The 24771-nt window shown below is 69.8% G+C and carries 28 protein-coding genes; 10 read left to right on the top strand and 18 right to left on the bottom strand.

The features are described from left to right. Genes ACLJQE_RS03735 through ACLJQE_RS03725 form a run of 3 tightly spaced genes read left to right on the top strand, consistent with a single transcriptional unit; the run spans position 1 to position 2224 of the window. Positions 1–855: a PfkB family carbohydrate kinase gene (locus ACLJQE_RS03735; RefSeq protein WP_410638307.1), complete on the top strand. Its 855-nt coding sequence runs from the start codon at positions 1–3 to the stop codon at positions 853–855. Then, the gene (locus ACLJQE_RS03730) at positions 852–1487 is read left to right on the top strand and encodes a nucleoside/nucleotide kinase family protein (protein ID WP_410637493.1); all 636 of its coding nucleotides are present in this window, start codon (positions 852–854) and stop codon (positions 1485–1487) included. The genes ACLJQE_RS03735 and ACLJQE_RS03730 overlap by 4 nt, the downstream gene beginning before the upstream one ends. Continuing rightward, the gene (locus ACLJQE_RS03725; protein WP_410637492.1) at positions 1484–2224 is read left to right on the top strand and encodes an SDR family oxidoreductase; all 741 of its coding nucleotides are present in this window, start codon (positions 1484–1486) and stop codon (positions 2222–2224) included. Before ACLJQE_RS03730 ends, ACLJQE_RS03725 begins: the two co-directional genes overlap by 4 nt. 6 nt (positions 2225–2230) lie before the next feature. Here ACLJQE_RS03725 and ACLJQE_RS03720 read toward each other — a convergent pair whose 3' ends face one another. Further along, a complete protein-coding gene (locus ACLJQE_RS03720; protein ID WP_410637491.1) occupies positions 2231–3031 on the bottom strand; it encodes a hypothetical protein in 801 nt (266 codons plus the stop codon). A 315-nt stretch (positions 3032–3346) separates the two neighbouring features. Here ACLJQE_RS03720 and ACLJQE_RS03715 point away from each other — a divergent pair, with 315 nt between their 5' ends. Next, complete coding sequence (locus ACLJQE_RS03715) at positions 3347–3760, top strand: VOC family protein (RefSeq protein ID WP_410637490.1); 414 nt, start codon at positions 3347–3349, stop codon at positions 3758–3760. A gap of 44 nt (positions 3761–3804) precedes the next feature. Here ACLJQE_RS03715 and ACLJQE_RS03710 read toward each other — a convergent pair whose 3' ends face one another. From ACLJQE_RS03710 to ACLJQE_RS03695, 4 genes are all read right to left on the bottom strand, one after another. Continuing rightward, positions 3805–4473, bottom strand: coding sequence for a DedA family protein (locus tag ACLJQE_RS03710; protein ID WP_410637489.1), 669 nt, complete (start codon positions 4471–4473; stop codon positions 3805–3807). 132 nt (positions 4474–4605) lie between these two features. Next, positions 4606–5427 (bottom strand): YceI family protein, encoded by an 822-nt coding sequence (locus ACLJQE_RS03705; RefSeq protein ID WP_410637488.1) that lies wholly within the window; start codon positions 5425–5427, stop codon positions 4606–4608. Then, a complete protein-coding gene (locus tag ACLJQE_RS03700; protein ID WP_410637487.1) occupies positions 5424–7994 on the bottom strand; it encodes an MFS transporter in 2571 nt (856 codons plus the stop codon). Before ACLJQE_RS03700 ends, ACLJQE_RS03705 begins: the two co-directional genes overlap by 4 nt. 73 nt (positions 7995–8067) lie before the next feature. Further along, a complete protein-coding gene (locus ACLJQE_RS03695) occupies positions 8068–8598 on the bottom strand; it encodes a MarR family winged helix-turn-helix transcriptional regulator (RefSeq protein WP_410637486.1) in 531 nt (176 codons plus the stop codon). A 189-nt stretch (positions 8599–8787) separates the two neighbouring features. Between ACLJQE_RS03695 and ACLJQE_RS03690 the strand changes: the two genes are divergently transcribed. Both ACLJQE_RS03690 and ACLJQE_RS03685 read left to right on the top strand, forming a co-directional pair. Beyond that, positions 8788–9213 carry a PPOX class F420-dependent oxidoreductase gene (locus tag ACLJQE_RS03690; protein WP_410637485.1) on the top strand — a complete coding sequence of 142 codons (426 nt, stop codon included), beginning with the start codon at positions 8788–8790 and terminating at the stop codon, positions 9211–9213. A 73-nt stretch (positions 9214–9286) separates the two neighbouring features. After that, complete coding sequence (locus ACLJQE_RS03685) at positions 9287–10678, top strand: FAD-binding oxidoreductase (RefSeq protein WP_410637483.1); 1392 nt, start codon at positions 9287–9289, stop codon at positions 10676–10678. Between the two features lie 90 nt (positions 10679–10768). Here the strand turns inward: ACLJQE_RS03685 and ACLJQE_RS03680 are convergent, their stop codons facing one another. From ACLJQE_RS03680 to ACLJQE_RS03665, 4 genes are all read right to left on the bottom strand, one after another. Further along, entirely contained in the window at positions 10769–11470 is a 702-nt protein-coding gene (locus tag ACLJQE_RS03680) for a DedA family protein (RefSeq protein ID WP_410637482.1), read from the bottom strand. A 45-nt stretch (positions 11471–11515) separates the two neighbouring features. Beyond that, positions 11516–11887 (bottom strand): hypothetical protein, encoded by a 372-nt coding sequence (locus ACLJQE_RS03675; RefSeq protein ID WP_410637481.1) that lies wholly within the window; start codon positions 11885–11887, stop codon positions 11516–11518. A gap of 23 nt (positions 11888–11910) precedes the next feature. Next, complete coding sequence (nagA, locus tag ACLJQE_RS03670) at positions 11911–13062, bottom strand: N-acetylglucosamine-6-phosphate deacetylase (protein WP_410638306.1); 1152 nt, start codon at positions 13060–13062, stop codon at positions 11911–11913. Positions 13063–13153: 91 nt separating this feature from the next. Further along, complete coding sequence (locus ACLJQE_RS03665) at positions 13154–13726, bottom strand: RNA polymerase sigma factor (protein WP_410638305.1); 573 nt, start codon at positions 13724–13726, stop codon at positions 13154–13156. A gap of 201 nt (positions 13727–13927) precedes the next feature. Here ACLJQE_RS03665 and ACLJQE_RS03660 point away from each other — a divergent pair, with 201 nt between their 5' ends. After that, positions 13928–14206 carry a YciI family protein gene (locus ACLJQE_RS03660; RefSeq protein ID WP_410638304.1) on the top strand — a complete coding sequence of 93 codons (279 nt, stop codon included), beginning with the start codon at positions 13928–13930 and terminating at the stop codon, positions 14204–14206. Here ACLJQE_RS03660 and ACLJQE_RS03655 read toward each other — a convergent pair. The 5 genes from ACLJQE_RS03655 to ACLJQE_RS03635 all read right to left on the bottom strand — a co-directional run bounded on the left by ACLJQE_RS03655 (position 14201) and on the right by ACLJQE_RS03635 (position 18738). Further along, positions 14201–14368, bottom strand: coding sequence for a 2Fe-2S iron-sulfur cluster-binding protein (locus ACLJQE_RS03655; RefSeq protein ID WP_410637480.1), 168 nt, complete (start codon positions 14366–14368; stop codon positions 14201–14203). The genes ACLJQE_RS03660 and ACLJQE_RS03655 overlap by 6 nt on opposite strands. Before the next feature lie 393 nt (positions 14369–14761). Continuing rightward, positions 14762–16234, bottom strand: a complete 1473-nt coding sequence (locus tag ACLJQE_RS03650; RefSeq protein ID WP_410637479.1) for a flavin-containing monooxygenase — start codon at positions 16232–16234, stop codon at positions 14762–14764. 81 nt (positions 16235–16315) lie between these two features. Continuing rightward, positions 16316–16789 (bottom strand): pyridoxamine 5'-phosphate oxidase family protein, encoded by a 474-nt coding sequence (locus tag ACLJQE_RS03645; protein ID WP_410637478.1) that lies wholly within the window; start codon positions 16787–16789, stop codon positions 16316–16318. 2 nt (positions 16790–16791) lie between these two features. After that, positions 16792–17703, bottom strand: a complete 912-nt coding sequence (locus tag ACLJQE_RS03640; RefSeq protein ID WP_410638303.1) for an SDR family oxidoreductase — start codon at positions 17701–17703, stop codon at positions 16792–16794. 129 nt (positions 17704–17832) lie between these two features. Next, positions 17833–18738 carry an aldo/keto reductase gene (locus ACLJQE_RS03635; RefSeq protein ID WP_410637477.1) on the bottom strand — a complete coding sequence of 302 codons (906 nt, stop codon included), beginning with the start codon at positions 18736–18738 and terminating at the stop codon, positions 17833–17835. Between the two features lie 74 nt (positions 18739–18812). Here ACLJQE_RS03635 and ACLJQE_RS03630 point away from each other — a divergent pair, with 74 nt between their 5' ends. Further along, a complete protein-coding gene (locus ACLJQE_RS03630; protein ID WP_410637476.1) occupies positions 18813–19634 on the top strand; it encodes an LLM class F420-dependent oxidoreductase in 822 nt (273 codons plus the stop codon). Between the two features lie 154 nt (positions 19635–19788). Continuing rightward, positions 19789–20820, top strand: coding sequence for a class II fructose-bisphosphate aldolase (gene fbaA / locus ACLJQE_RS03625; RefSeq protein WP_410637475.1), 1032 nt, complete (start codon positions 19789–19791; stop codon positions 20818–20820). Positions 20821–20929: 109 nt separating this feature from the next. On the opposite strand, the gene ACLJQE_RS03620 is transcribed toward fbaA, so the two are convergent. Genes ACLJQE_RS03620 through ACLJQE_RS03610 form a run of 3 tightly spaced genes read right to left on the bottom strand, consistent with a single transcriptional unit; the run spans position 20930 to position 22813 of the window. Further along, on the bottom strand, positions 20930–21334 hold the full coding sequence (locus ACLJQE_RS03620; protein WP_410637474.1) for a type II toxin-antitoxin system VapC family toxin: 405 nt from the start codon (positions 21332–21334) through the stop codon (positions 20930–20932). Beyond that, a complete protein-coding gene (locus ACLJQE_RS03615; protein ID WP_410637473.1) occupies positions 21327–21608 on the bottom strand; it encodes a type II toxin-antitoxin system Phd/YefM family antitoxin in 282 nt (93 codons plus the stop codon). The genes ACLJQE_RS03620 and ACLJQE_RS03615 overlap by 8 nt, the downstream gene beginning before the upstream one ends. Before the next feature lie 32 nt (positions 21609–21640). After that, the gene (locus tag ACLJQE_RS03610) at positions 21641–22813 is read right to left on the bottom strand and encodes a hypothetical protein (protein ID WP_410637472.1); all 1173 of its coding nucleotides are present in this window, start codon (positions 22811–22813) and stop codon (positions 21641–21643) included. A gap of 242 nt (positions 22814–23055) precedes the next feature. On the opposite strand from ACLJQE_RS03610, the gene ACLJQE_RS03605 reads away from it, so the two are divergent. Further along, positions 23056–23466, top strand: coding sequence for a DUF3151 domain-containing protein (locus tag ACLJQE_RS03605; RefSeq protein WP_410637471.1), 411 nt, complete (start codon positions 23056–23058; stop codon positions 23464–23466). Between the two features lie 57 nt (positions 23467–23523). Here the strand turns inward: ACLJQE_RS03605 and ACLJQE_RS03600 are convergent, their stop codons facing one another. Next, the gene (locus tag ACLJQE_RS03600; RefSeq protein ID WP_410637470.1) at positions 23524–24747 is read right to left on the bottom strand and encodes a lipase family protein; all 1224 of its coding nucleotides are present in this window, start codon (positions 24745–24747) and stop codon (positions 23524–23526) included. Between the last annotated feature and the right edge of the window lie 24 nt (positions 24748–24771).

The following is a 24771-nucleotide window of genomic DNA, read 5'->3' as shown; positions in this document are numbered from 1 at the left end:
GTGCTGCTGGCGGGACTGTGCACCGTGGACCTGATCCAGCGGGTCGACGAGCTCCCGGCACCGGGCGAGAAGGTGCAGTCGCTGCGGGTGGACGTCGCGGCCGGTGGGCCCGCGACGAACGCCGCGGTGACGGCGGCCGCGCTCGGCGCCGAGGCGACCCTGCTGACCGTCCTCGGTGCACACCCGCTGGCCGCGCTCGCCCGCGCCGACCTGGAGGCCCACGGCGTCCGGCTCATCGACCTGGCTCCCTCGCTCGCCGACCCGCCACCGGTCAGCGCGGTCGCCGTCCGCGACCGAGACGGCGAGCGCACCGTCGTCTCTCGCAACGCCAAAGACGCCTCTTTCCTAGGGAAAGTGACGTTTTTTGGGGCTGGTGAGGCCGCTGGGGCTGATGTGGTGCTGGTGGATGGGCATCATCCGGAGCTGGCGTTGGCTGTGGCGCGGGAGGCCAGGGCTGCGGGGGTGCCGGTCGTGCTTGACGCCGGGAGCTGGAAGCCCGTGCTGGACGAACTGCTGCCGCTGGTCGACGTGGCCGCCTGTTCCGCGCACTTCAGTGCGCCGGGGCCGGGGCTGCACGAGCGGGGCGTCCCGACCGTGATCACCACCGCGGGGCCGCACCCGGTGCGCTGGTCCACTGCGGACGGCAGCTCGGGTGAGGTGCCTGTCGCGGACGTGGAAGCGCGGGACACACTAGGGGCGGGCGACGTCTGGCACGGCGCGCTCGCCGTGGCCGTGACGTGCGAACCGACGGTGACGGACCGGATTCGCTTCGCCAACGAGGTGGCCGCCGAACGGGTGCGGCAGGTGGGACCGCGGTCGTGGACGACCGCGATCGCAGGAAGGAACAGGACATGACGACGTTCGACGACCTGCTGGCCAGGGCCGAGGGGCTGACCGTGCGCGGGCAACGCAACGTGCTCGGCATCATCGGCTCGCCCGCGTCCGGCAAGACCACGCTCGCCTGGGCGCTGGCCAACGCGCTGGGCTCGCGCGCGGCGGTGGTCGGCATGGACGGCTTCCACCTCGCACAGGTCGAGCTGCGCCGGCTGGGCCGCACCGAGCGCAAGGGCGCCCCGGACACGTTCGACGCCGCGGGCTACTACCACCTCATCCGCCGCCTGGCCGAAGGCCGCGAAACGGTGTACGCGCCGGAGTTCCGCCGCGAGATCGAGGAACCCATCGCCGGGGCCGTCGCGGTGCCGCCGGAGGTCCAGCTCGTCATCACCGAGGGCAACTACCTGCTGCTGCCGGACGACCCGTGGAGCGCGATCCGGCCGCTGCTCACCGAGGCCTGGTTCCTCGCGCCGGACGAGCCCGAGCGCATCGAACGGCTCGTGTCGCGCCACCGCCGCTACGGCCGTTCGCTGGTCGAGGCCCGGCAGCGCGCGCTCGGCTCGGACCAGCGCAACGCCGACCTCATCTCGCAGACGCGCGACCGCGCCGACCTGGTGCTGGAGAACCTGCCGCTGGCGAACTTCGCGATTTGACCCTCGTCGTCACGGGCGGCAGCCGGGGGATCGGCGCGGCGATCTGCGTGCTGGCCGCTTCGCGCGGCTACGACGTCGTCGTGAACTACTCCGGCGACGCTTCGCCCGCTGAAGCCGTCGCCGAGCGGGTGCGGGCTTCGGGACGGCAGGCGATGGCCGTCCGCGCGGACGTCTCCAGCGAGGACGACGTCCGCGCACTGTTCGACGCGGCGGCCGGGCTGGGCCCGGTCACCGGCCTGGTCAACAACGCGGCGATCGTCGGCAACACCCCCGGCCGGCTCGAGGACTACGACGTCGAGGTCGTCCGGCGCACCCTCGACGTGAACGTGACGGGTGTGTTCCTGTGCTGCCGCGAGGCGGTCCGCCGGATGTCGACCCGCCACGGCGGCGAGGGCGGCGCGATCGTCAACATCTCCTCGACGGCCGCCCGCACCGGCTCACCGGGGGAGTGGGTGCACTACGCGGCGTCGAAGGCGGCGGTGGACACGCTGACGTTCGGGCTCGCCCAGGAAGCCGCGGCGGACGGCATCCGGGTCAACGCGGTCCGGCCGGGCATGATCCACACGGGCCTGCACGCGGCCGCGGGCCTGCCGGACCGGATGGCGAAGTACGCACCGCAGATCCCGCTGGGCCGCGCCGGCCAGCCGTCGGAGATCGCCGAAGCGGTGTTGTTCCTGCTGTCGGCCGCATCGTCCTTCACCACGGGCGCGGTACTGGACGTCGGCGGCGGCCGCTGATCGTGGTCAGTTCTTGCGGCTCTCGACCCGACGCAAGGCTTCGGCGAACGGTACGGACAGACCAGTGAGCCTCCGGTACCGCTCGATGTAGTCCTCGACTTTCTCGCGGTCGGAGTAGACGACCGCCGACTGCACCGTCCCGGTCACCCCACCGACGACGCCCACCGACACCCGGCGGTTACCGAAGACCAGGTAATCGAAATCTTCGTACTGGGGGGCTTCGTCGTGCAGCAACACCATCACGGCGATGTTCTCGTTCAGCTTCTTGAGGTGATCGAGCAGGACTTCGTCCGTGAACATTCCTTCGTCGCGAAAGAGGTAGACGCGGGTGACCTTGACGCCGCGTTGAGCCGCGGCGATGTGCGATCTGATCGAGGCGCGATATCGGGCATCTTCGATCTGACCCCGGGCTTTTTCCACCGAGACGGTCGAAACGGGGCAGGTGGAGCGCAGTACCTCGTTCGCCGTCATCTCGTCGATGGACCGGGTGTCGTCTTCGAACACCGCGTCGATGGTGCGGAGCTGGTAAGTCCCGGACGCGAGGTCGTCCATCTCCTTCCGCAGCTCGTTGTACCTGGCGAGGATGAACCTGTCTCTCTTGGCCCATTGCTGGATCTGGGCGGCGCGCTGGGGTTCCAGGCCGAGGCCCGCCAGGCTCTGCTTGATTTCGCCCAGCTCCAGCCTGCTGCTCAGGGCCAGGGAGACCGCCGAACCGGCGAGGGTGAGAAGCAGGGCGACCTTGGTGTCCAGCTGCGGCCAGAAGAAGGTGACCAGGGCGACCGCGACGGTGACGGCTAAGCCGATCAACAGGACCGCGTTGGCGGACGGCCGGTGGGGGGTGCTGTGCTGGGCAGGCGTGGTGCTCAGTGGATGCCTCCTTGCTCGCACCGTTCTGACGGACGGCCCTCCTGCCAGTCAGGCCAATCGATCCGCGATACTTTCGGTGACCGTGTGAACACCCCTTGACGTACTCGTGTGACCTTCGGTTACCGGCGTCCGATTGCTGAGACGGCCGGAGACGGCGAGATCACGATTGGCCGGGGAATTGGTCACCTCGGTTTCGGCGGTCGAACGCTGTGCAACTCTGGGGAGCCGCCACCAGAAAGGACGGCTTCGGAAGCCATGGCCAAACTGATGTCCGTGCACCACCTCGCGCTCACCGTGACCGACGTGGACCGCAGCGTGCCGTGGTACGTGCGTGTCCTCGATCTCGAGGAGGTCACCCGGCGCGAAGAGCCGGACACGGGACTGCGCAAGGTCGTGCTGCGGTCCGCCGGGGACGAGTTCTCCGTGGTCCTGGTGCAGCACGCGGATACCGGCCGGCGCGGGTTCGACGAACGCCGGACCGGCCTCGACCACGTCGCCTTCCGGGTGCACTCGGCCGCCGAGCTGGCCGAGTGGGAGAGCAGGCTCGCCGAGTTCGGCGTCCACTACCAGGACGTGGCGCCTTCGCGCACCTTCGAAGGCTCGCGCGTCGTCGTGTTCCGCGATCCCGACGGCATCCAGCTGGAGATCTGGGCCGACCCGGAACTCTGACTGTGACATCCGGGGCTCCGCCACTCGGACCCCCGCAAGACGGCTCAGGCCCGCGCGTCGTCCGGCTCGTCCACCGGGCGGCGCATTTCCTGCCGGTAACGCAGGACGCCGTACCCGGTGCCGAACACGAAGAACGCGATGCTGATCCACAGCGCCGCCGTCTTCACCCACGGCAGCGAATCCAGCAGGCCCGCGCCGTAGTAGCCGAGCAGCACCAGCGTCGGCACCCAGAGCAGCCCGCCGAGCGCGGTCGCCACCATGAACCGGCGCGGGTCCATCCGGGCGGCGCCGGCGATCAGCGGGGCCAGCGTGCGGATCCACGGGATCCAGCGGGCCGCCACGATCGCGAAGAAGCCTTTGCGGTCCAGGAACCGCTGCGCGCGCTCGAGGGCCTGCCGGTTCAGCACCTTCCCGTCGCGTCTCGCGATGAGCTTGGTGCCGCTGGTGCGCCCGATGTAGTAACCGACCTGGTTGCCGAGGATCGCGACGATCAGCGCGGCCCCCGACAGGAGCCACGCGTTGGCGTCCGAACCGTGCTGCGCCAGCACCACGCCCGCCCCGAACAGGAGCGAGTCACCGGGCAGGAACAGCCCGATGATCAGCGCGCACTCGACGAACACGAAGCTCAGCACGATCACCCAGACGAGCAGCGGTCCGGCGGTGTCCAGCCAGCTCACGCCGACGCCCGCGGCCTCGATGCTCACGACGTTCACACCGCGAGCCTACGTGGCCCGGGTCAACGGGCCGCGGCGAACGGTCAAATCGAGCTCTCCCGAAGTTCTTCGGCTCACCAACCGTGAAGGCCCCCTCACCAGCGGTGAGAGGGCCTTCCGAAACGGTGTGCCTCAGAACTGCGGCAGCGACTCGCCTTGCACCGCTTCGACGTCCAGCTCGATCTTCACCGTCGTGCCGACCGCCGCGACGCCGGCGCGGACCATCGCGCTGTAGTTGATCGCGAAGTCGTTCCGGTGCAGCGTCGTCTCGGCGTGGAACGCGACGCGCACGCCGCCCCACGGGTCCGGGCCCCAGCCGCCGTAGGTCAGCTCGAGCTCGACCTCCCGGCGCTCGCCGTGCAGCGTGAGCTCGCCCAGCAGGGTCCACGAGTCCGCGGCGCGCTGCCGCAGCCCCGTGCTGGTGAACGTGATCACCGGGTGCACGTCGACGTCGAGGAAGTCCGGCGAGCGCAGGTGGTCGTCCCGCATCCGGATGCCGGTGTCGATGCTCGCCGCCTTGATCTCGGCGTGCACCGACGACCGCTCGGCCGGGTGGCCGATCTCGATCCGGCCGGACACGTCCGGGAACCGCGCCTTGATGCTCGCGATGCCCAGGTGCCGCGCGGTCGCGACCACCGACGTGTGCATCGGGTCGATCACCCACGGCCCCGCGGGCGGCAGCTCGATCGCCTCGGCGACCGGGGCCAGCACGACGTCGCCGAGCGAGCCGCTGCCGTCCGAGGCGATCTGCGCCGTCCGCGCGACCGGGGTGTACCCGGCCGCGGTGACGACGGCGGTGTAGGCACCCGGCGCGAGCGCGCCGGTGACGACTTCCCCGCGGACGTCCGCGGCCTGCCGGGCGACCTGCCGCCCGGCCGGGTCGGTGACGGTGAGCACCGCGTGCTCCACCGCCCAGCCCCCGGCCGTGCGGAAGGTCGCGCGCAAGCCGGTCATGAGCGGTCGACCAGCTCGTCGAGGGCCTGGTCGTAGCTCAGCCGGACGTCGTGGCCCGCCTCGCCGCCGGTCAGCTCCACCTGGCTGGTCGCCGGCGGGTAGCCGCTCGCGACCACGGTGTACGCGCCCGCGGGCAGGTCGCTGACCACGTACTGGCCTTCGCCGTCGGTCCGCGCGACCGCGGCCACGTTGCCTTCGGCGTCGAGCACGGTGATCCGCGCGTCCGGCACGACCCGGTCGCCTTCGGTCCGCGCGGTGCCGGTGAGCAGCACCGAGCTGGCCAGCTCGACGTCGTGGCGCAGCACGCCGCTGTCGGGCACGGTGAGCGTCAGCGCGACGGGCCGGTAGCCCGCGCCGCTGGCGACCAGGGTGTACGCCCCGGCACCGACCCCGACGAAGGCGTAGGTGCCGTCCGCGGTCGTGATGAACGCGCCGTTGACCTCGCCGCGGTCGTCGGTCAGCGTCACGGTCACGTTCGGCAGCGGCTGGCCCGTCGAGGCCGCCCGCACGGTGCCGGTCAGCTCGCCGGACCCGGTGAGCGTGACGTCGACCGTCGCCGGCCCGTTGCTGATCACGACGCTCGAGGCCTGCGGCTGGTGGCCGTGGGCGGACACGATGAGCACGTACGCGCCCGGGCCCTGGCTGGGTACCGAGTAGCTGCCGTCGGCGGCCCCGGTGGCCCGCGCGACCTGGCGGCCGCGCTGGTCGATCAGGGTCAGCGCGGCGCCCGCCACGTGGCTGCCGTCCTGACGCCGGATGTGGCCGGTCACCGGCACGCCGCCCGCGCTGACCGGGACGTCGAGCTCGGCCTGGCCGAGGGAGTTCGTGATCGACGGGGCACCCGAGACGGCCTGGTAGTCGCCGTGCCCGTTGCTGTTCAGCGCGTGCTTCCCGCCACCGACGAGCGCCGGTTCGCGGTCGGCCGGACGGACCGGCTCGACGATCTCGGTCGGCTCGTCGGCGTGGTCGTCCGCGTCGAGCAGCGCCTCGCCGCCCTCCATGGCCGCCGCGGCCGGGGCCGCGTTGGTCAGCGGGATCTCCTTCATGAACAGCAGCACCACCGTGGCCAGCAGGGCCACCGCGCCCGCGATGTAGAACACCGTGGTGATCGACTCGGTGAAGCCGACCAGGATCGGCGTCTTGATCGCGTCCGGCAGGGACTGGATCACGCTGGTGTTCTCGGACAGGGTGCCGACGCTCGCGCCGGCACCGGCGGGCAGCTGCCCGCCGAACGCCTTCGTGATGTTCGGCATCAGCGTGTTGAACAGGACGGTCAGGAAGATCGCGACACCCGCGGTACCACCGATCTGGCGGAAGAACGTCGCCGACGCGGTCGAGACGCCCATGTCGCTGCGCGGGCCCGCGTTCTGCACCGCGATGATCAGCGTCTGCATGCACTGGCCGAGGCCGAGGCCGATGATGGCGGCCGCGACCAGCGGGTGCCACACCGCCGAGTCGTACTTGACCTGGGCGAAGAAGAACGCGCCGGCGGCGATCAGGACGGTGCCGATGATCGGGAAGATCTTGTAGCGCCCGGTCTTCCCGGTGAGCCGGCCCGACACGATCGAGCTCAGCATGATGCCCGCCATCAGCGGCATCATCAGCAGCCCGGACTCGGTCGGGGTGTAGCCCTGCACGACCTGCATGAACTGCGGGATCATGGTGATCGCACCGAACATCGCGACACCGACGATGACACCGCCGATGATCGCCACGGTGAACGTCGAGTTCTTGAACAGCCGCAGCGGGATCAGCGCGGCGTCCTTCATCAGCTTCTCGACCACGATGAACGAGATCACGCCGACGCCGCCGATGACGTAGCACCAGATGGCCTTCTGGTCGCCCCAGCCCCACTTCTGGCCCTGCTCGGCGACGACCAGGAACGGCACGACCGCGACGACCAGCGTCAGCGCGCCCCACCAGTCGATCTTGTGGTCGTGGCGCTCGTGCGGCACGTTCAGCACCCGGGCGACGACGAACAGCGCGAGGACGCCGATCGGGACGTTGATCAGGAAGACCCAGCGCCAGCCGTCGATGCCCGCCAGGTCGTCGATGCCGGCGAACAGGCCGCCCAGCACCGGGCCGAGCACGGTGGACAGGCCGAACACGGCCAGGATGTAACCCTGGTACTTGGCCCGCTCACGCGGCGGCACGATGTCGCCGAGGATGGTCATGGCCAGCGACATCAGACCGCCGGCACCGAGGCCCTGGATCGCGCGGAACGCGGCCAGCTCGTACATCGACGTCGAGAACGTCGAGGCCGCGGAGCCGACGACGAAGATCGTGATCGCGGCCAGGTAGAACGGCTTGCGCCCGTAGATGTCGGAGAGCTTGCCGTAGATCGGCGTGACGATCGTCGAGGTGATCAGGTACGCCGTGGTCGCCCAGGCCTGCAGGTCGAAGCCGTGCAGGTCGTTGGCGATCTTGACGATCGAGGTACCCACGATCGTCTGGTCGAGCGCGGCGAGGAACATGCCGCACATCAGGCCGCTCAAGATCGTGACGATCTGGCGGTGGCTCAGCCGTGGTGGTTCCTTCTCCACGGGTTGTTCAACGGTGGTGCTCATGCGCCCACCTCGCTGACGCTCGGTGCGTCCTGAGCGGACGGCGCAGTGTTGAATGATTCGCTCGCAAGCTCGCTCATGCATTGGCCCCCTTGGCCGGTGCACCGGCCGGCGCGTGGGCGTCGGCCAGCTGTGGAGAGTGGTTCTCGATACCTGTGTTGAGCCGGCCGAACAGGCGGTTCAGGGTCTGGATGTCCCCGTCGGTCCAGTCCCCGAGCACCTCGGCCAGCCACTGGTTGCGCTGCTTGCGGTTCTCTTCGAACACCCGCATGCCCTCGGGCGTCGGCGCGAGCAGGCAGGCGCGCCCGTCTTCCGGGTCGGCCTGGCGCTCGACCAGGCCGTGCTGGACGAGGGAGCTCGACTGCCTGCTGATCGTGGAGATCTCGGAGTGGAGCGACTCGGCCAGCTTGCTGGTGCGCTGCGGGCCCTCGTGGATGAGGGTGAAGAGGATCGCGTACGCCGCCCGCTCGATGCCGTCCGGCCCCTGTTTGGAGACCTGCGACTTCGCCTTGTTGATCAGGCGGACCAGGCGGACGAGCTCGTGCCCGAGCTGGTCGGCGAGGTCCAGCTCGGCCGTGGGCCGGGTGGCGGAGTTGTTCGGTGCCATGGGTGATCCTTCAAGGCGTTGGTTGGCGGCTGCAACTAGTTGCCTCAGGCAAGGATGTGCCTTCACTAGCGGTTGTGCAAGCGGAGTACCTCGTGTTGTGGCCGAACACACTTTAGTTGTCGCATGCAAGCAAGATTTCTCCGGGCTGCTCCCCGGAACAACCGCGGCCGTGGCCGGCTTGGAAGGGGTATGACCGACGACACAGCGTTGAAGGACTTCCTGGCCGCCCGTCACCACGGTGTCCTCGCCACGATCCGCCGCGACGGCCGTCCGCAGCTGTCCACGATCACGTACCTGTACGACCCGGCGTCGGCGACGTTCATCGCGTCGATCACCGAGACCCGGGCGAAGACGAAGAACATGCGCCGCGATCCGCGGGTGACCTTCCACGTGGGCAGCGAGGACGGCTGGAGCTACGTCGTCGTCGAGGGCCGCGCTTCGCTCACGGCGCCGGCCGCGGCGCCCGGCGACGACACGGTGGAAGCGCTGGTCGACTACTACCGCCGCGCGGCGGGCGAGCACCCGGACTGGGCCGAGTACCGCCAGGCCATGGTCACCGACCAGCGGGTGCTGCTGACCGTCCACGTCGAGAAGCTGCTGGGGCTGGTCCGCTGACGCACTGCTCCGTTACGGCTGGTTTCGAAAGAAGATTTCCGCAGTGCGGACTCTCCGGGCTTACGATGAGGCCATGGGCAACGAAGCTTTGGTCACCCGGCTCCGCGACCTGCTCGGCAAGGGCGCCGTGCTCACCGACTCTGACGTCACCGCCTCCTACGCCCGCGACATGATGCCGCTGGCGCCGTCGGGCACGCCGCTCGCCGTGGTGCTGCCCGCGAATACGGAGCAGGTGCAGGCCGTGGTCAAGGCGTGCGCCGAGGCCAAGGTGCCGATCGTGCCGCGCGGGGCGGGCAGTGGCCTGTCCGGTGCCGCGAACGCGATCGACGGCTGCGTCACGCTGTCGCTGACCAAGCTGAACGAGATCGTCGAGATCGACGCGGGCAACCGGCTGGCGGTCGTGCAGCCGGGCGTGGTCAACCTGGACTTCCGCAACGCCGTGGAGAAGCACGGGCTGTTCTACCCGCCGGACCCGTCGAGCTACGACTGGTGCACGATCGGCGGCAACCTGTCGACCAACGCCGGCGGCCTCTGCTGCGTGAAGTACGGCGTGACGACGGACTCGGTGCTCGGCCTGGAGGTCGTCCTGGCGGACGGCTCGCTGCTCAAGACCGGCCGCCGGACGGTGAAGGGCGTCGCCGGCTACGACCTCGCGCGGCTGTTCGTGGGCAGCGAGGGCACGCTCGGGGTGATCACGCAGGCGACGGTCCAGCTCAAGCCGTTGCCCCACGCCCCGGCGACCCTGGTCGCGGGCTTCAGCACCACCGAAGCGGCCGGGGAGGCCGTCGCCCGCGTGGTGCGCGAAGGGCTCGTGCCGTCACTGCTGGAGATCATGGACGCGTCGTCGATCAAGGCGTCGGAGGCGTACCTGAAGACCGACCTCGGGGCGGGATCGGACTGCCAGGCGCTGCTGATCGGCCAGTCGGACGCGGGCGGCGAGGTGGCCCGCCGCGAGCTGGCGGCGCTGGAGCAGATCTGCCTGGACTGCGGCGCGGACCTGGCGTACACGACGGAGGACCTCGAAGAGGGCCGGATGCTCCTCCAGGCCCGCCGGGTGGTGCTGACGGCACTGGAGACGTACGGCCAGTGGCTGACGGACGACGTCTGCGTGCCGCGCACGCGCATCGCGGAGCTGATCCGCGGCTGCGAGAAGATCAGCACGGAGGTGGGCTTGCGGATCGCCGTGGTCGGCCACGCGGGCGACGGCAACATGCACCCGACGATCGTGTACCAGCCGGACGACCCGGCCGAGTTCGAGCGGGCGCAGCGCGCGTTCGACGAGATCCTCGAGGTGGGCCTGTCGCTGGGCGGGACGGTGACCGGCGAGCACGGGGTCGGCAAGATCAAGCGCGAGTGGCTGGCCCGGGAGATCGGCCCGGTGGGGCTGCGGGTGCACCAGCAGATCAAGCGGGCCCTGGACCCGGAGAACCTGTTCAACCCCGGCTCGATGTTCTCGATGACCTGAGCCGCGCTCACAGGGGTCCCCGCCCAGGGGACCCCTGCTTTTACGTTACCGCGAGGGTCCGACAGTTTCGGCTGCCCAGCCTCGGCCGGCTCAGTCCCTGATGCGCGGGATCCGCTGCGTGACCTCGGGGTCCACCTCGGCGGGCAGCTTCTTCTCGCGGCGCGCCTTCAGGTACTCCAGCACGATCGGCACCACCGAGATCAGCACGATCAGCACGAAGATCGCGTCGACGTTGTTCGCGATGAACGACACCCCACCCAGCAGCGAGCCGAGCACCGTGATGCCCGCGGCCCACAGGATGCCGCCGATCACCGTGTACGTGAAGTAGCGCTTCGGGTCCATGCGGCCGATGCCCGCGATCCACGTGATGAACGTGCGGACGAACGGGACGAACCGGGCCAGCACGACCGCCTTCGGGCCGTGTTTCTCCAGGAACTCGTGCGTCTTGTCGACGTACTCCTTCTTGAAGAACTTCGAGTCCGGGCGGTTGAACAGCTTCGGTCCGGCGAAGTAGCCGATGTAGTAGCCGACCACGTTGCCGATCAGCGCCGCCGCCGTCACCAGGACGCACACCAGCCACAACGGTGCGTCCAGCGTGCCGTTCGCGATGAACAGGCCCGCCGTGAACAGCAGGGAATCACCCGGCAGGACCGGGAAGATGCTGCTTTCGGCGAAGATGATCAGGCACAGCACCGCGATGACCGGTGTCGTCAGACCGCTCAGCAGGTGCTGCGGGTCCAGCCATGACGGCAGCAGCGACATCGTGTTGACCGTGCTCTGGGCGAGAATCACCTCAAAAACGGTACAGGGTCACCCTGAGTCGTGACTGAGACCCGGTCAGACCAGCGTCAGCAGGCCCACCACGGACCCCGCGGCGAGCCCCAGCAGCACCGCCAGGAGCAAGATCCAGTACGCCGGGAGCTGCGCGGACGTCCGCACCGGCTCCGGCGGCCGCGGGGCGAACGTCGTGGGCGCCTCGGCGTCCAGGGCCGCGCGCTCGCGCTCCAGCGAGTCCGCGCTGGCCCCCGACAGCAGCCCGTACGCCGACGGCAGCTCGTTGATCGCGCTGGTCGGGACCGCGTCGGTGGCCGGTTCGGGCTCATGAGCAGGAGACGCCGAAGGTGCCGGCGGCGACACCTGCGGCGCGAAGACGGCTTGCGCGCGAAGGGCGTCCGCCAGCAGCTGCTCGGGGTCCTTCGGCTCGCTCATCTCCGCCCGTCCGCTCGCAAGGTCTACGTACTCAAGGTAGCCGTACCCACCTCGGCAACCCATTCTCCCCGGCGCAGCACCTTCGCGGGCCGCAGGTCCTGGTCGAGGACCACGATGTCGGCCTGGTAACCGGAGCACAGCATCCCGGTGCGGTCCGCGATGCCGAGCAGCTCCGCGGGCCGCTGGGACGTCGCGTGCACCGCGTCCAGGATGCCGAGTTTCGCACCCCGGACCAGATTGCGGAAGGCGGTGTCCATCGTCAGGGTGCTGCCGGCCAGCGAACCGTTGTCGGCGAGGGTGGCGACGCCGTCGTGGACGTCGACCTCGAGCCGGCCCAGCGTGTAGCGGCCGTCGGCCGCGTCGGTGGCCGACATCGCGTCGGTGATCAGAACCGTCCGGTTGCGGCCCGCGTGCTTCGCCGCCAGGCGGACCACGGTCGGGTGCAGGTGGACCAGGTCGCAGATGAGCTCGATCGTGATGCGCTCGTCGTCCAGCAGTGCGCCGACCGGGCCGGGCTCGCGGTGGTGCAGCGGCCGCATGCCGTTGAACAGGTGGGTGGCCACCGTCGCGCCCGCGTCGATCGCCGGCAGCAGCTGCTCCTCGACGCCGTCGGTGTGCCCGATCGCGGCGATCACACCGGACTCGGCCAGCTGCCGGACGGCCTTCACGCCGCCGTGGAGCTCGGGGGCGATGGTGACCATCCGGATCGCGCCCTGGCCCGCGCGCAGGAGCTTCTCCACCGTGCCGGTGTCCGGTTCGAGCAGGGTCTCGGGGTCGTGCGCGCCGCAGCGGGCCTTCGAAATGAACGGCCCCTCCAGGTGGATGCCCGCGACCTCGCCGTCCTGGACGAGCTCACGCAGCGCCGCGACCTGCTCGCGCAGGATGTCCACCGGGTCGGAGACCAGGCTGGCGAGCATGGTGGTGGTGCCGTGACGGCGGTGCGCTCGCACCGCCGTCAGGAGTTCCTCGGGATCGAGGGAGGTGAACGAAGCACCTCCCCCGCCGTGGCAGTGGGTGTCGATGAACCCGGGGACGACCAGCGCCCCTCCGACGTCCACGTGTTCGCCGGACGGCGGGGTCCCGGAACCCACGCCGGCGATCCGCCCGTCGGTGACGGCTACCCAGCCGTCGTCGAGTACACGGTCCGGGGCGGCGACCCGGCCGCCCATGATCACGAAATCTCCGGCGCCTCTCACGCACCCCAGCATATATTGGTCTGGACCAAGCATGGTGATACGACTCAGTGATCGGAGTGGTCCACCCGGGTCACTGTGGGGCTTGCATGGCCTTCTGGAGTGCCTCGAGCGCCCGGCTGGCGGTCGATTTAACGGTACCCTTGGAGATGCCTGCGGCCTCAGAGATCTCGGCTTCGCTCAGCCCGCCGTAGTACCGCAGCACCAGCACTTCGCGCTGGCGGGGCGGCAGTTTGGACAGCGCGCTGACCACGGCCTGGTGCTCGCTGGAGAGCATCGCGAGGCTCTCCGCGGACCGGGCGTTCACCGCGTGCGGCGGCACGTATTCGCGGGCCGTCTTCCGGCGGCGCAGCACGCTGCGCGACCCGTTGACCACCGCGGTGCGCAGGTAGCCGACCGCGGCCGCGGCGTCGCGGAGCCTGCCCCAGTTGCGGTGCAGGCCGGTGAAGGCCTCCTGGACCACGTCTTCCGCCGTCGCGGGCTCGTCCACCAGCAGAATCGCCAGCCGGACCAGTCGCATGCGGTGCTGCCGGTAGAGGTCTTCGAGGGTCAGTGGCGCGGCGATCTGCGCCGGGGCCGGACCGTCCATGACCCGCAGGTGGCCGAGGGTCGCCTCGACACTGCGTTCCGCATTGCCCTCGAGCATGAACCCCTGCCTGTTCTCGACCCCGGATTGCACGGTGTGCCGCGTCAGCAGGTTCACGGTATTCACAGCGCTCACACAGGTACTGACGCACGCCCAGCCTATCGGGTTCAGATGCCGGTGCCACAGATCGGCTGCTGGTACAGAACCGTGACACGGGTAGCGTCGGCGCTGTCCCGTCCGCGCCCGACCCCGGAGATCCACATGGCCTGGTTCCTCGTCGAAATCACCTACGTCCAGGAGAAGATGCCGGACGTCCGGCCGCGTCACCGCGAGTTCCTGAGCAAGCTGGCCGAGGAGGGCCGCGTCGCGGTCGCCGGGCCGCTCGGCGACGGGACCGGCGGCCTCACGCTGTACCAGGCCGACGACGAGGCGCACCTGAAGGAGACGATCGACCAGGACCCGTACTTCCTGGAGGGGGTCGTCGCGCAGCGGACCGTCCGCGAGTTCAAGCCGGTGATCGGCGCCTGGCTGCCGTCATAGGTCGAGCACGGTGGTGCCGCGGTCGACGCAGAGCCGCATCGACCCGCCGTCGGCCGTCGGCACCGCGCAGGTCCCGCAGAAGCCCTGACGGCACGAGTACGCCGTGCCGGGCCGCGTGGCCAGGAGCACGTCGAGCGCGGTCCGGTCGCCTGGTACCGCCAACGTGCGCCCTGACCTTCGCAAGATGAGCTCGAAGGGCGTGCCGGCGACGATCGGCGACGGGGCGAACCGTTCGAAGTGGACGGCGGGGCGCCGTTCGCCAGCCGCAGGCTCACGACGCCTTCGGCCTCGGGCCGGATCGTTTCGACGACCGGCGAAAGGTCGCGGTCCACTGTGCGCACGGGCGGCCGCCGCTTCCCGCTGACTTGTGACAACCGCAGGTAGACGCCCACGACACCGGCCAAAGTGGACATCAGGTGGTCGGTGCGCCCGCTGCCGTCGAGCCTCAGGGGCCGCCCGAGCCGGGCACTTTCACGTGAAAGTGCCCGGCTCGGCTCGGTCACTCCGCCGCCCGGGCCGCGGGGGATCGGCAGCAACCCGCGTCGAGCTCGTCCGTCATGACACCCGGCCGGACAGTTCGTAGTCGGCCGGGTCGACCTTGCGGGTCTCCAGCCAGTAGCGCCAGGTGAAGCCCGGCCAGATCGTCCGGTTCACCCCCTGCGCGTCGAGGTACCAGCTCTTGCAGCCGCCCTGCGTCCAGACGCCCTTGACCAGCTTGTCCTGGATCTCGCGCTGGAACTCGTCCTGCACGCCCGGCCGGACGTCGAGGGCCGCGGCGCCCCGCGATTCGGCGAGCTTGATGGCGTCGACGACGTACCGCGCCTGCGATTCGATCATGAACACCACGGAGTTGTGGCCGAGCGCGGTGTTCGGGCCCAGCAGGAAGAACAGGTTCGGGTAGCCGGAGACGGTGATGCCCTTGTGGGTCCGCATGCCCTCGCTCGCCCACTCCTTGGCGAGGTTGCGGCCGTCGACGCCGGTGATGTCGAGGTACTCCAGCGCGTCGGTCACCTTGAAGCCGGTGCCGTAGACGATCGCGTCGACCTCGTGCTCCACGCCCGCGGAGTCGACGATCGAGTGCGCCTTGACCTCGCTGATGCCGTCGGTGACGACGTCGACGTTCGGGCGGGCCAGTGCCGGGTAGTAGTCGTTGGAGATCAGGACGCGCTTGCAGCCCATCGTGTAGTCCGGCGTGACCTTCTTCCGCAGTGCGGGGTCCTTGATGCCCTTCGCGATGTTCCGCTTCGCGATCAGCTCGCCGGCCTTCATGATCGCCGGGTGGCCGTTGAAGCCGATGGCCCGCGCCTCGAGGAGCCAGTACAGCGCGTTGCGGTAGGCCCGCTGGACGCCCGGGACGCGCTTGAACAGCGTCTGCGCCCACGACGGCATCGCGTGGTCGGGCTTGGGCATGATCCACGGCGGCGTCCGCTGGAACAGCGTCAGCTCGGCGACCTCGGGGGCGATCTTCGGGACGAACTGGACGGCGCTGGCGCCAGTGCCCACGACGGCGACCTTCTTGCCGCGCAGGTCGTACTCGTGGTTCCAGCGCGCGGAGTGCCAGGTCTGGCCCTTGAAGTTCGCGATCCCGGGCAGTTCGGGAACCTGCGGGATGTGCAGGCCGCCGACTCCGGAGACGAGGAACTGCGCGACGAACTCGCGGCCGTCCTTGGTCGTCGCCGTCCAGCGGCGCTCCCGCTCGTCCCAGTGGGCGCCGGTCAGCTCCACGCCGAACCGGATCTTCTCGCGCAGCCGGTACTTGTCCGCGACGCCCTTGAGGTAGCCGAAGATCTCCGGCTGCGGCGAGAACGACCGCGACCAGTCCGGGTTCTGCTCGTACGAGAACGAGTACATGTGCGACTGCACGTCGCACGCGCACCCGGGGTAGGAGTTGTCGCGCCAGGTGCCGCCCACCTCGGTGGCCTTCTCCAGGACGACGTAATCCCGGATGCCGGCCTTTTCGAGCTGGATCGCCTGGCCGAGCCCGGAAAACCCGGTGCCCACGATCACGACCTTGAACCGCTCGGTCATCTGTCGGCCTCCGCTGCGTCGAGGATCCTGCCCAGATGACGTTACCTCAGGTAACAGTTACTTGGAAGTACTCCCTACCGATCAGTACGTCCCACCGAGCTTGCCGTGGTCCCAGCTGGCGACCTTGGTCGGCCGGAAGATCAGCCCGACGCGTTTCGCGGCCTGACCTGCGATGAAGGCCTGCAGTTCGGCCGGCGCGGGGTCGCCCGGCTTGGCACCGGAGTAGCGCTGCATCAGCGCCGTCCCCATCCGGGTGACCTCGGCGGTGTCCTCGACGATCTCGACGTCGGCCTCGAACGAGACGCCGCGGAGCTTCTCGTAGCTGTCGCCGTCCTCGACGAGCACGGTCGCCTCCGGCAGCCGCCGGAAGTTCTTCGCCTTCTGCGACGTGCCGTACGTCCAGGTCGCGACGCCGTCTTCGTGCGGGAAGTACCAGAGCGGCGCGAGGTGCGGGCGGCCGTTCGGGCCGACGCTGGCGACGTTGATGACCTTCTGCCCGGCGAGGTACTCGCGCACCTCGTCCTCGGTCATCCTGATCTGGTCGCGACGGGACATCTTCACCCCTTGGTGGCGGCCCGCCCGCCGTGGCCGGTGACCGCCGACTCGAACGCGCCGCGCGCCTCGATGTCGGCGAGCGCGGCCTTGTCCGCCGAAGGTACCCGGCTGCGGGAGCCGATCTCGATGACCGGCGGCAGGAAGGCGCGGAACAGCTTGAGCCCGCCGACCCAGCGCGGCACGTGGATGGTCCTGGCGCGCTTGAGGATGCCCGCCTCGAGGTCGCCCAGGGCCACGTCCAGCGGGTACGTCTTGCCGATCAGGCCGGGCATCGACGCGCGGAGCTTGCCGAACACCGGGTGCGCGTCGGCGCTTTCGACGAGGTCGGTGCGGATCCACGTCGGGTGCGCGACGCCGACCTTGACGCCCAGGTGGGCGACCTCGGCGCGCAGGCTGTTCGAGAAGGCTTCGACGCCGGCTTTGGCGGCGGCGTAGTTGGCCATGCCCGGCGCGTGCGTGATCGCGGCGAGGCTGGAGATGGCCAGCAGGTAGCCCTTGCGCTCGATGACGTGCGGGAGCGTGACGCGGAACGTGCGCCAGACGCCGAGCAGGTCGACCTCGATGACCTTCTCGAACGCGGCCCGGTCGACCGAGCGGACGAAGCCCGCCGTCGCGATGCCGGCGTTCGCGATGACGATGTCGATCCCGCCGAAGTGCTCGACGACGCCGGTCACTGCGTCATTGAGCGCGTCCCAGCTCGTGACGTCGGCTTCCCAGGATTTCGCGTTCGGCCCGATCCGGTCGGCGACCTTCTTCTGCTCGTCGGCTTCGAGGCCGACCAGGGCGACCTTCGCACCGCGCGCGGCCAGCCGCTCGGCGAGCCCGGCGCCGATGCCGCGGGCGGCGCCGGTGATCAGCACGACCTTGCCGTCGACCTTCTTGGTGCCGCTCAGCAGCGAAAACGGGTTGGCCACGGTGCCCTCCTGGACGTCGAACGTCGCTCTCGAGGGCACCGTACCCCAACTTACCCGCAGTAAGCTACTCCAGAGTAGACGCCACTTTCCCTAGGAAAGATGCGTCGCCAGGGACTTGGCACGCATCTTTCATAGGGAAAGTGACGCTACTTCGTCTGTAGTCAGGTCGAGGGTGGTCGAGGCGGTCAGGTCGGTGAGCTGCTCGGGTGTCCGGGCGCTGGCGATCGGAGCGGCGACCGTCGGCTGCTGCCGCAACCACGCGAGCGACACCGTGGCGACGGAGACGCCGTGCGCCTCGGCGACCCTGTCCAGTGCGGCGAGGACGCGTTCGCCGTCGGCGTCCAAATAGGACACGGCGCGGGCGGCGCGCGGGCTGTCGCCGGGTTCGTCCTTCGTGCGGTACTTGCCGGTGAGGAACCCCTTCGCGAGGGCGAAGTACGGCAGCGTCGCGAGGCCTTCGCGCTCGACGAGCGGCGCGAGGTCACGCTCGTAGTCCCGCTCGACGAGGTTGTAGTGCGGCTGCAGCACGGCGAACCGCGCGAAGCCGTTCCGGTCCGAAATGGACAGTGCGTCGGCGAGCCGTCCGGCCGGGTAGTTGGACGCGCCAAGGTAGCGGACCTTGCCCGCGCGGACCAGCGCGTCGAACGCCTCCAGGGTCTCTTCGAGCGGGGTGTCCGGGTCGTCGCGGTGGGCGTAGTAGAGATCGATGTGGTCGGTCTGCAGGCGGCGCAGCGAATCCTCGGCCGCGGCCTGGATGTTCTTCGCCGACAGGCCCGGTCGTCCGTCCCACATGCCGACCTTGGTCGCCACGACGACGTCGTCACGCCGGCCGCGCGCGGTCAGCCAGTTGCCGATGATCGTCTCCGAGCCACCGCCGCCGCCGTAGAGGTCGGCGCTGTCCAGGAAGTTGCCGCCGGCCGCGGAGTAGGCGTCGAGGACGCGGAAGGACTGCGGCTCGTCGGCCGTCCAGCCGAAGACGTTGCACCCGAGGTTGAGCCCGTACACGTCGAGCTCGGTGTTACCCAGCTTGGTCATGCTCCCGACGGTAATACTTCCCACGATCCGGGACGTCGGGACGAAAACCGGTCACTCATGCGTTGGGGTGTTCCATGGCTATCGAACTGGGCAAGATCGGCATCTGGCGGACCTACTCACAGGTCGACCCGGCCTTCGCGGCCGAGGCGGAGAAGCTCGGCTACGGCTCGATCTGGCTGGGCGCCTCGCCCGGCGGCGACCTCGCCTTCGTCGACGACCTCCTCGCGGCGACGGACTCGCTGGTCATCGCGACCGGCATCGTGAACATCTGGCAGGACGAGCCCGCGGACATCGCGCAGGCCTACCACCGGATCAACGGGAAGTACCCGGACCGCTTCCTGCTCGGCGTCGGCGCGGGCCACCGCGAGGCGACGAAGGAGTACAAGAAGCCGTACGCGGCGCTGGTCGACTACCTCGACGGTCTCGACGCGGCGGGCGTCCCGGTGGCCGGTCGCGCACTGGCGGCGCTGGGCCCCAAGGTGGTGGCGTTGTCGGGCGAGCGCACGGCCGGTGCACACCCGTACCTGACGACGCCGGAGCACACCCGCAGCACGCGCGAGATCCTGGGCGCGGGCAAGCTGCTGGCCCCGGAGCACAAGGTCGTCCTCGGCACGGACGCCGACGAGGCCCGCGCGATCGGCCGCAACACGGTGAAGTTCTACCTCGGGCTGTCGAACTACGTCGCCAACCTGCGGAAACTCGGCTTCACGGACGAGGATGTCGAGGGCGCGGGCAGCGACCGCCTGGTCGACGCGCTGGCGCTGCACGGCGACGCGGCGACGATCGCCCGCGGGCTGTCGGCCCACCTCGAGGCGGGCGCGGACCAGGTGATCGTCCAGGTGCTGAACGAAGACCCGTGGCCCGCCTACCGGGCGCTGGCTTCCGAACTGCGGTGATGCCCCGTCCGGCCGCCGGTTCGCCCGGCGGCCGGACGCCTCCCTTCTGAACCGATCCGACGTGCGGGAAAGTTTCTGTGCGGGGACCGGTGTGCGGCGGCGGCGGACCTCGTACGATGCGGTCGGGACCACCCTGTGCCAAGGAGGAGTAACGATGCCCATCGCCACCCCCGAGGTCTACGCGGAGATGCTCGACCGGGCCAAGGCGAACGAGTTCGCCTACCCGGCCATCAACGTGACCTCGTCCGAAACCGTGAACGCCGCCATCCGCGGCTTCGCCGAGGCGGAGAGCGACGGCATCATCCAGTTCTCCACCGGCGGTGCGGAGTTCGCGTCCGGCCAGAAGGTCAAGGACATGGTGACCGGCGCGACCGCGCTGGCGGAGTTCGCCCAGGTCGTGGCGGCTCGCTATGACGTCAACGTGGCGCTGCACACCGACCACTGCCCGAAGGACAAGCTGGACGGCTTCGTCCGCCCGCTGATCGAGATCTCGGCCGAGCGCGTCAAGAACGGCCAGAACCCGCTGTTCCAGTCCCACATGTGGGACGGCTCGGCGATCGACCTCGACGAGAACCTCGAGATCGCCCAGGAGCTGCTGGCCAAGACGGCGGCCGCGAAGATCATCCTCGAGGTCGAGATCGGCGTCGTCGGCGGCGAGGAAGACGGCGTCGAGGCGGAGATCAACGAGAAGCTGTACACCGCCGAAGGCGACTTCCTGAAGACGATCGACGCACTGGGCGCCGGCGAGCGCGGCCGTTACCTGCTGGCGGCGACGTTCGGCAACGTCCACGGCGTGTACAAGCCGGGCAACGTCAAGCTGCGCCCGGACGTCCTGAAGGGCGGCCAGGAGGCGGCGTCGAAGAAGCTCGGCCTGGACGCGGGTTCGAAGCCGTTCGAGCTGGTCTTCCACGGCGGCTCGGGCTCGCTCCCGGAGGAGATCCGCGAGGCGGTGTCGTACGGCGTGGTGAAGATGAACGTCGACACGGACACGCAGTACGCGTTCACCCGCCCGATCGTGGACCACTTCTTCAAGAACTACGACGGCGTCCTGAAGATCGACGGCGAGGTCGGCAACAAGAAGGTCTACGACCCGCGTTCGTACCTGAAGGCCGCCGAGGCCGGCATGGCGCAGCGCGTCGTCGAGGCCTGCCAGGCCCTGGGCTCGGCTGGGACGAAGCTCAAGTAAGTCTCTTCGTGCGAAGGGCCGCCACGGAGGATCTCCGTGGCGGCCCTTCCTGTTCAGGCGGTGGTTCCACGGGTCGTCACGAAAGGTCACCCGCCGCGGCTGGTGACCCTCAGACCTCGACGACTTCGAGCATGCTCTCGAGGCCGAAGAAGTCCTTCGCATTTCGGGTGTACAGCGGCAATCCGTGGACGGAAGCGATCGCTGCGATCATCAGGTCCAGCCGTCGCGGTCGTGGTGACCGGCCGGCGGCCATGGTCAAGGCGGCCAACGTGCCGTACCGCGCGGCCGCTTCGCCGTCGAACGGCAGCGGGGTGAATTCGACGATCGCCGCGCCCAATTGCTCGTTCCGCACAGCTCTCTCCGCGGGGTCCGCCGTCATCGCGACACCTTGGTGGAGCTCGGCCAGGGTCACCGCGGTGATCTCCGGGAACTCCGGGAGTACCTTCGGATCCAGCGAATCGAGATCGATGTAGGTGCAGGTGTCCAGCACACCGGCAGCGTGACGGTCAGCCACGCCGACGCTCCCAGGGGTTGACCTCGTCGCCGATCCGGTCTTCGCTTCCGAAGAACTCGTCTGTCTCCCGCCGCATGGCGGCCGCGTCCACCCGGGGCAGACGCTTGTGCCGTTCGACCAGTTCTTCGGCCGTGAACCGCTTCCGGCGCGGCACCGGTCGCACTTCGGCGATCTCCACGCCGTTGCGCGTGACGTGGTAGGTCTCGCCGGCTTCGACCGCGTCCATGACGGCGGCCGAGCTGTTGCGGAATTCGCGCTGGCTGATGACCTTCATGCCACCATGGTAGCGCGGCGTAGCACGTGGTGCTACAGGCTTGTCTTCCGGGAGTTCCACCGCCGGGTCGCCGGACCGGCCGCGGCCCACAGCACGAACACCCCGCCGAGCACCACCAGCGCCGTCCAGTAGGCCGCCGGGGGTGCCGACTCCGTGTGGGCGTCGCCCAGGACCCACGGCCTGAACTGCGACTGCAGCCAGAACGCGCCGTACCCGAACGCCGTCACCAGCAGCGCTCCCGCGGCCGCCCGCACTACGCCATGGCTCATCGCGAACGCCAGATCCACCGCCAGGCCCACGAAGAGCAGGTAGAACGGCACCGTCGACACCGGGAAGCCCATCCCGAGCAGCAGCGGCCACATCACCGACCGGTAGGCGACGTAACCGAGAGCCACCGACGATGCCGCCCAGCGGAAGCCCAACGTCTTGCGGGCGAGCACCAGGATCAGCGCCATCACGCCGATGCCCCACAACGGGTACACCCACTCCGGGATCGGCATCGTGAAGTGCAGCACGGCCGTCCGGTCGACCGGGTGGCCGATCTGGTTGGCCGCGAAGTCCAGCAGCGACTGCTCCGCCTCCGGCTCCCCGCGCTCCCAGGCGCGCAGGCCGAGGATGCCGTACTCCTGCTGGCCGTTCGGGAAGAACGTGTTCTCCAGGAAGAACGCCCACAGCGCGAGCAGCACGCCGGTGCGGAACCGGCCCGGGGGCGCCGCCCGCAGCCAGCCCAGCAGGACGCCGGCCTGCATGATGCCCGTGCCCAGGTAGAGCATCATGTGCGACGGGCTCCACGCGGTCAGGTCGAGGCCGTTGACGCGGTGGTTGATGACGTCGAGGGGCGCCGCGATCAGGAACATCAGCAGGCCGATCTGCATCAGCCGCAGAGACGTCTTGTCGGCGCCGAGGCCCGTGTAGCTGTGGATCGCCACCAGCACCACGATGATCACCGTGCCGACGGTGTTGATCAGGTGCGGCGGGGCCAGGTCGTCGCGCAGCCACATGAAGTGCCACGACATGTCCCACGACGAGCCGACCAGCTTGAACGCGAACGCCGCCAGCCACATCCCGTAGCAGAACCGGAGCACCCAGTCCGGCGTCGGCTGCCCGGGGGCGCCGCGGTGCCAGTGCCGGGTGAAGAACAGCCGCGTCTTGCCGATCGGACTGCGCGGGATCACGTCCACCGGGACGTCGACTGCCTTGGCCATGCCCGACATCATGGCCGGTCATGGTCACGAGTGGGCCAAGACGGTGGCAAACGACGCGAAAATCCGGGTTCACCCCTACGGGTGGGCAATTTGCTTTTCCCCGCCGCGGCTTGGCATGGTGTGCCGCCATGATGCCGAAACGAGTTGTCGCGGCGGTGCTCGTCGCCGCGCTGGTGCTGGCCGGCGGCGGGATTCTCGTGGGCTTGTTCTTCTGATCCGCGGGGGTGGGCAGAATGGGTGCCATGACGCACAACCTGCTCGGCCCCGAGCCGACGCTGCTGCCCGAGCACACCGCCGCCCAGGCCGCGCTCGACGCCGGGACGGACCCGGCCACCGTCGCGGCCGAACACCCCTACTACAGCGAGGCGTGGGCTTCGCTGGCCGAGAAGGCCTTCGACGCGGGCGAGACCGTCGCCGCGTACGCGTACGCCCGCACCGGCTACCACCGGGGTCTCGACCAGCTGCGCCGCGCGGGCTGGAAGGGCTTCGGTCCGGTGCCCTGGGCGCACCGCCCCAACCAGGGGTTCCTCCGCGCCCTCGCCGTGCTCGGCAAGGCCGCCGGGAAGATCGGCGAGGCCGAGGAGCACGAGCGCTGCCGGACGTTCCTGGCCGACTCCGACCCCGCCGCCGCGGAAGCCACCGGCCTGAAGTGACCCACTGGTCGTGAGTGGTAACCCGGTTACCACTCACGACCGGCTGCGGGAGAGACCTCAGAACCAGCCGCAGTTGACCGGTGCCGGCAGGCCGGCGAAGCGGCCCTCGAGCCAGGCGAACGCCTCCGGGTACGCCCGCACCGCGCCGAGCACGTGCGTCGGCACCAGCGACGTGCTGAACTGCACCTTCACGCCCTTGCCGCACCACGTCCGGCCCAGGTCGCGGTCCTGCGCGTAGGGCACGATGTCGTCGAGCGCGCTGTGGACGATCAGCACCGGCGCCGTCGGCTTCAGCGTCCCGATCTTCTGCTCGGCCACCCGCGACCGGTACGGCTCCTCCCCGAGGTAGGCGACGAGCGAGCGGCCGTCGGTGGTCAGCGTCGAGGACTGCGTGAACGCGTGCGCCGCGATCGCCTCCACCGTGCACTCGGTCCGGACCTGCTCGAACAGCTGCTTCCCGCGGGCGTTGAGCAGCGCCGGGATGTTCAGCTCCGGGTACGCGTAGTTCATGCTCACCAGCGCGAAGCCGAGGAAGCCGACCGCGTAGTGACCGTCGAGGTTCTTGGCCACCGAAGCCAGGTCCGCCGGCACCGCCCCCGCGTACGCGCCCTTCAGCTTCAGCTCGGGCGCGTAGCTCGGCTGCAGTTCCGCCGCCGCGGCCGACGCGCCACCGCCCTGGGAGTAGCCGGCGATCGCGACCGGGCCGTCGTCCGGGAGCCCCGCCTCCGGTAGCCGCTGCGCCGCGCGGATCGCGTCGAGCACGGCGTGGCCCTCCGACGCGCGGTTGACGTACGTGTGGTCCCCGGGCGTGCCCAGCCCCTCGTAGTCCGTGACGACGACGCCGTAGCCCCGGGTCAGCAGCCCGGCGATGAACGGCCCTTCGTACTCGAAGCCCGCGGCAAGCGCTTTCGACGGGGCGCAGTCGTCGCCCTCGCCCTGGGTGCCGACGGCGTAGGAGACGATCGGGCGCACCCCGCTGCCGTGCCACGCCGACCGCGGGGTCAGCACCGTGCCGGTGACGGCGATCGGCGAGCCGTGCGTGTCGGTGCTGCGGTACATGATCCGCTGCACGCTCGCGTCGGCCTTGATCAGCTGGATCGGGTCGATGTAGAACGTCGACGGCTGGTGCCGGATGACGTCACCGTTGGCGCCGGCGGGCAGGGGGGACGGCGGATCGTAGAAGGACGCGGCGGAGGCCTGGGGCGGGCCGAGTGTCGCCAAGGCCAGCACGGAAACCGTGGCGACGGCCGCGGATCGGGCGCGGCGGGGGAAGATACGCATGCGTGCTCCTCGTTGAGCAGGGCG

Source organism: Amycolatopsis sp. lyj-346 (assembly GCF_046548975.1).
GTDB lineage: Bacteria > Actinomycetota > Actinomycetes > Mycobacteriales > Pseudonocardiaceae > Amycolatopsis.
Note: the sequence above shows the minus strand (reverse complement) of the source record. Positions and strands in the feature narration are given on the sequence as shown.

Excerpts from the sequence above, each read along its gene's own strand:
- ACLJQE_RS03730 (WP_410637493.1), top strand. The coding sequence starts at position 852 with ATGACGACGTTCGACGACCTGCTGGCCAGGGCCGAGGGGCTGACCGTG.
- ACLJQE_RS03715 (WP_410637490.1), top strand. The coding sequence starts at position 3,347 with ATGGCCAAACTGATGTCCGTGCACCACCTCGCGCTCACCGTGACCGAC.
- ACLJQE_RS03705 (WP_410637488.1), bottom strand. The coding sequence starts at position 5,427 with ATGACCGGCTTGCGCGCGACCTTCCGCACGGCCGGGGGCTGGGCGGTG.
- ACLJQE_RS03700 (WP_410637487.1), bottom strand. The coding sequence starts at position 7,994 with ATGAGCACCACCGTTGAACAACCCGTGGAGAAGGAACCACCACGGCTG.
- ACLJQE_RS03695 (WP_410637486.1), bottom strand. The coding sequence starts at position 8,598 with ATGGCACCGAACAACTCCGCCACCCGGCCCACGGCCGAGCTGGACCTC.
- ACLJQE_RS03690 (WP_410637485.1), top strand. The coding sequence starts at position 8,788 with ATGACCGACGACACAGCGTTGAAGGACTTCCTGGCCGCCCGTCACCAC.
- ACLJQE_RS03685 (WP_410637483.1), top strand. The coding sequence starts at position 9,287 with ATGGGCAACGAAGCTTTGGTCACCCGGCTCCGCGACCTGCTCGGCAAG.
- ACLJQE_RS03675 (WP_410637481.1), bottom strand. The coding sequence starts at position 11,887 with ATGAGCGAGCCGAAGGACCCCGAGCAGCTGCTGGCGGACGCCCTTCGC.
- ACLJQE_RS03665 (WP_410638305.1), bottom strand. The coding sequence starts at position 13,726 with ATGCTCGAGGGCAATGCGGAACGCAGTGTCGAGGCGACCCTCGGCCAC.
- ACLJQE_RS03660 (WP_410638304.1), top strand. The coding sequence starts at position 13,928 with ATGGCCTGGTTCCTCGTCGAAATCACCTACGTCCAGGAGAAGATGCCG.
- ACLJQE_RS03650 (WP_410637479.1), bottom strand. The coding sequence starts at position 16,234 with ATGACCGAGCGGTTCAAGGTCGTGATCGTGGGCACCGGGTTTTCCGGG.
- ACLJQE_RS03645 (WP_410637478.1), bottom strand. The coding sequence starts at position 16,789 with ATGTCCCGTCGCGACCAGATCAGGATGACCGAGGACGAGGTGCGCGAG.
- ACLJQE_RS03635 (WP_410637477.1), bottom strand. The coding sequence starts at position 18,738 with ATGACCAAGCTGGGTAACACCGAGCTCGACGTGTACGGGCTCAACCTC.
- ACLJQE_RS03630 (WP_410637476.1), top strand. The coding sequence starts at position 18,813 with ATGGCTATCGAACTGGGCAAGATCGGCATCTGGCGGACCTACTCACAG.
- fbaA (WP_410637475.1), top strand. The coding sequence starts at position 19,789 with ATGCCCATCGCCACCCCCGAGGTCTACGCGGAGATGCTCGACCGGGCC.
- ACLJQE_RS03615 (WP_410637473.1), bottom strand. The coding sequence starts at position 21,608 with ATGAAGGTCATCAGCCAGCGCGAATTCCGCAACAGCTCGGCCGCCGTC.
- ACLJQE_RS03610 (WP_410637472.1), bottom strand. The coding sequence starts at position 22,813 with ATGGCCAAGGCAGTCGACGTCCCGGTGGACGTGATCCCGCGCAGTCCG.
- ACLJQE_RS03605 (WP_410637471.1), top strand. The coding sequence starts at position 23,056 with ATGACGCACAACCTGCTCGGCCCCGAGCCGACGCTGCTGCCCGAGCAC.
- ACLJQE_RS03600 (WP_410637470.1), bottom strand. The coding sequence starts at position 24,747 with ATGCGTATCTTCCCCCGCCGCGCCCGATCCGCGGCCGTCGCCACGGTT.